The sequence below is a fragment of the Mesorhizobium sp. M2C.T.Ca.TU.002.02.1.1 genome, assembly GCF_003997225.1.
Genome location: NZ_RZTO01000606.1, coordinates 1 through 3858 on the forward strand (window position 1 = coordinate 1; position 3858 = coordinate 3858).

5 protein-coding genes are annotated in these 3858 nt (G+C 67.7%); all 5 read left to right on the plus strand.

Going from position 1 to position 3858, the window contains the following annotated elements; all coding sequences use genetic code 11:
* Positions 1 to 785 (plus strand): ribokinase (locus tag EOD07_RS25920; RefSeq protein WP_164772523.1); only part of this gene is annotated, 785 nt, incomplete at its 5' end.
* Entirely contained in the window at positions 782 to 1243 is a 462-nt protein-coding gene (gene rbsD, locus EOD07_RS25925) for a D-ribose pyranase (protein ID WP_127237440.1), read from the plus strand. The genes EOD07_RS25920 and rbsD, both read left to right, overlap by 4 nt.
* Positions 1244 to 1245: 2 nt before the next feature.
* Positions 1246 to 2076 carry a 3-methyl-2-oxobutanoate hydroxymethyltransferase gene (locus tag EOD07_RS25930; RefSeq protein ID WP_127237441.1) on the plus strand — a complete coding sequence of 277 codons (831 nt, stop codon included), beginning with the start codon at positions 1246 to 1248 and terminating at the stop codon, positions 2074 to 2076.
* Positions 2077 to 2218: 142 nt separating this feature from the next.
* Positions 2219 to 3322, plus strand: a complete 1104-nt coding sequence (gene hisC, locus EOD07_RS25935; RefSeq protein WP_127237442.1) for a histidinol-phosphate transaminase — start codon at positions 2219 to 2221, stop codon at positions 3320 to 3322.
* Positions 3323 to 3328: 6 nt separating this feature from the next.
* On the plus strand, positions 3329 to 3858 hold a 530-nt coding region (locus tag EOD07_RS25940), incomplete at its 3' end, for a prephenate dehydrogenase/arogenate dehydrogenase family protein (RefSeq protein ID WP_206519555.1).

The following is a 3858-nucleotide window of genomic DNA, read 5'->3' on the forward strand; positions in this document are numbered from 1 at the left end:
CGTCGTCGCTGCTCGCCATCCTCGGCACCGACAAGCTCGCCAGCATCGCCACCGACCTCTATGCGGCCGAAGGTGTCGACACCAGCCTTGTGACCACGCGAACGGAGCGGGCGACCGGCGTCGGCTTCATCATCCTCAACGACAAGGGCGAGAACTTCATCATCCTCGACATGGGCGCCAACGAGTTGATGGACGCGGCCACTGTCGACACGGCCGAGGCGCGCATCGCCGAGAGCGATGTCGTCATGACCGTGCTGGAGGTGCCGACGGCCGCCGCCACGCGGGCGATGGAGCTCGGCCGCAAGCATGGCGCAAGGACGATCCTCAACCCGGCGCCGGCGCGCCAGCTGCCGGACACGATCTTCGCCTGGGTCGACTACCTCACTCCGAATGAAAGCGAGCTGCGCATCCTGCTCGGCCTGCCAGCCGACGACCCAAGGTCTTCGCGCGAACTCGCGCGGGAATTGCGGCGGCGCGGCGTGCGCAACGTCGTCGTCACCCTCGGCCGCAGCGGCGCGCTGATCCTGACCGACGAGATCGATATCATGGTGCCGGCGGTGCCGGTGGAGGTCACCGACACGACCGGCGCGGGCGACGCCTTCAATTCAGGCTTCGCGATGGCGCTCGCCGAAGGCCGCGACATCGTCGAGGCCGTGCGTTTCGGCGTCGTCTGCGGCGCGATCGCCTGCACCAGGCTCGGCGTCATTCCCGGCCTGCCCCAGCGCGCCCAGGCCGACGCGCTTTATGCCGAAGCCATGAAAACCGTATGGAAGGAGCAACCGTGAACCGCAACCGACTGCTTAACGCCGAACTCGCCCACGCCATCGCCCGCATGGGGCATGGCGACCTGATGATCGTCTGCGACGCGGGTTTCCCCATTCCTTCCAGCGCATGGCGCATCGACCTCGCGATTGCGCCGGACGTTCCCGATCTCGAGACCGTGCTGACGCCGATCGCGGCCAACCTGATCGCGGAACGCGTCGCCTATGCCGACACGCTGCCGGTGCACAACGCGCCGCTGCTGGCGAAGGTGAAGCGCCTGTTCCCGGACGCCGACCATGAAACCGTCAAGCACGAGGCCATTCTCGGCGAGATGGCCGCCAAGGCCAAGGTGATCGTGCGCACCGGCGCCTTCGACCCCTGGGGCAACATCCTGCTCTATTCCGGTGTCGACGTTCCGGCCTGGTTCTCCAAGCCTGGCGTTGTCGCTCCCGACTACTACGCCAAGAAACTCAAGGGCTGAGCGTGCCGAAGATCTTCGATTTCGGCGGCCGCGAGGTCGAACGCAGCATCACCGTCGCCGGCCTGCGCGCATTGCGGCAGGCCGGCCGGCGCGTCGCCCAGGCGACAGCCGAGACGGCGGACGAGGCGGCCGCGGCCGAAGCTGCCGGCATCGAGATGGTGGTCTGCCGGGCCGCCAACGTCGCCCGCGTCCGCGAGGGGTCGCGCCGCGTCTTCGTGACGGCCGCGCTCGGTTTCGCCGACGCGGTGACCGGCGACGAAATCCTGCGCACCGCTTTCTCGGCGATCACGTCCGGCGCCGACGCGGTCATCACCGGCCGCGGCTTCGATACGGTGCGCATGCTGGCCAATGAACGGATACCGGTCATGGGCCATCTCGGTTTCGTGCCGCGCAAGTCGACCTGGGTCGGCAGCATCCGGGCGGTCGGCAAGACCGCGGCCGAGGCGGTGGAGCTCTGGGACCAGTTCCGGCGCCTCGAGGATGCCGGCGCCTTCGCGGTCGAGTGCGAGATCATACCGGCAGCGCTGATGGCGGAAATCCACCGCCGCACCGCGCTGGTGACTGTGTCGCTCGGCTCGGGCGCCGAGGCGGATGTCATTTTCCTGTTCACGTCGGACATCTGCGGCGAGTCGGCTCGTCTCCCCCGACACGCGCGGGCTTGGGGCAAGCTGGCTGCGTTGCACCAGCAGGTACGCGACGCCCGGATCGACGCGCTTACGGCCTTCCGCAGGGAGGTCGAGGGCGGCAGCTACCCCGGCAAGGCCGAGGTCGCCGCCATTGCCGATGAGGAATTGCAGGGGTTCCGCGCCGCCGTCGATTCGGCGAAGCAGTGACCGGCTCCTGAGGCGCCGCGCGATTTTCAAGGCCCCGATCCTCGCGGGCGGCCCGCTTACGCCAGGCGCCGGCACTCGACATTCCAGCCCGTGGCCTGTATTCCCGCTGCGGCCTTGAAGGCCTTCTCGACGGATTTGTGACATGAAGCAGGATCAGCCCCGTCCGACGCCCCGCGCGGGCATCATGGACATCGAGGCCTATGTGCCGGGAAAAAGCACGGCGCCGGCCGGCGTGACGAAAGTCTACAAGCTGTCGTCGAACGAAAACCCGCTGGGACCTTCGCCCAAGGCGATCGAGGCCGCCCGCGAAGTGGCGGCGAAGCTCGACGTCTATCCCGACGGCACGGCGCGGCGGCTGCGCGAGGCGATCGCCGAGGTGCATGGTCTGAACCCGGCCAACATCATCTGCTCCAACGGCTCGGACGAGATCCTGGGGCTGCTGGCGCAGACCTATCTCGCGCCGGGCGACGAGGCCGTGTTCACCGAACACGCCTTCATGGTCTACAAGATCTATATCCAGGCTGCGGGCGCCAAGCCGGTGGCGGTGAAGGAAACCGACGAGCGCGCCGATGTCGACGCGATCCTTGCCGCGGTGACGCCGGCGACGCGGATCGTGTTCCTCGCCAATCCCAACAATCCGACCGGCACCTATGTGCCGTTCCAGGACGTGCGCCGGCTGCACGCGGCATTGCCGAAGGACGTGCTCCTGGTGCTCGACGCGGCCTATGCCGAATATGTGCGGCGCAACGACTATGAGGCCGGGATCGAGCTCGCCGGCAGCTCCGAGAACGTGGTGATGACCCGCACCTTCTCCAAGCTCGGCCTCGGCGGCGCGCGCATCGGCTGGATGTACGGGCCCGCGCATATCGTCGATGCGATCAACCGCATCCGCGGCCCCTTCAACGTCAATGCCACCGCGATCGAGGCCGGTATCGCCGCGATCCGCGACCGCGCCCATATCGAGCGCAGCGTGGCGCATAACGAGAAATGGCTGGCCTGGCTGAGCACCGAGCTGACCGGGCTCGGCCTGCGCGTCACGCCCAGCGTCGGCAATTTCGTGCTGATCCATTTCCCCGACGACAAGAAGCATTCGGCGGCGGCCGCGGACGATTATCTGAGCGCCCGCGGCTATATCCTGCGCCGCGTCACCGGCTACGGCTTCCCGAACGCGTTGCGCATGAGCGTCGGCACCGAGGAGGCCAACCGTGGCGTCATCGATGCGCTCAAGACCTTCCTGAGAAGCTAGAACACCATGGCATCACCGATGTTCGAGAAAATAGCGCTGGTCGGCATCGGCCTGATCGGCTCGTCGCTCGCCCGCGTCATCCGCCGCGAGGGGCTTGCCAGGCACATCGCCATCGCGACGCGCAGCGCCTCGACGCTGAAGCGCGCCGAGGAGCTCGGCCTCGGCGATTCCTACACGACGGAGGCAAAAGAAGCGGTGCGCGATGCCGACCTCGTCATCGTCTCGGTGCCGGTCGGCTCGTCCGGCGAGGTCGCGGCAGAGATCGCGCCGGCGCTGAAGAAAGGCGCCATCCTGACCGATGTCGGCTCGACCAAGGCCTCGGTGATCGCGCAGATGCAGCCGCATGTGCCGGAAGGCGTGCACTTCATCCCCGGGCACCCGCTGGCCGGCACGGAAAAGTCCGGACCCGATGCCGGCTTTGCCGATCTCTTCGAGAACCGCTGGTGCATCTTCACGCCGCTGCCGGGCACCGATCCCGCGGCGCTCGAGACGCTTTCGGAATTCTGGCGGCGCTGCGGCTCCAACATCGACACGAT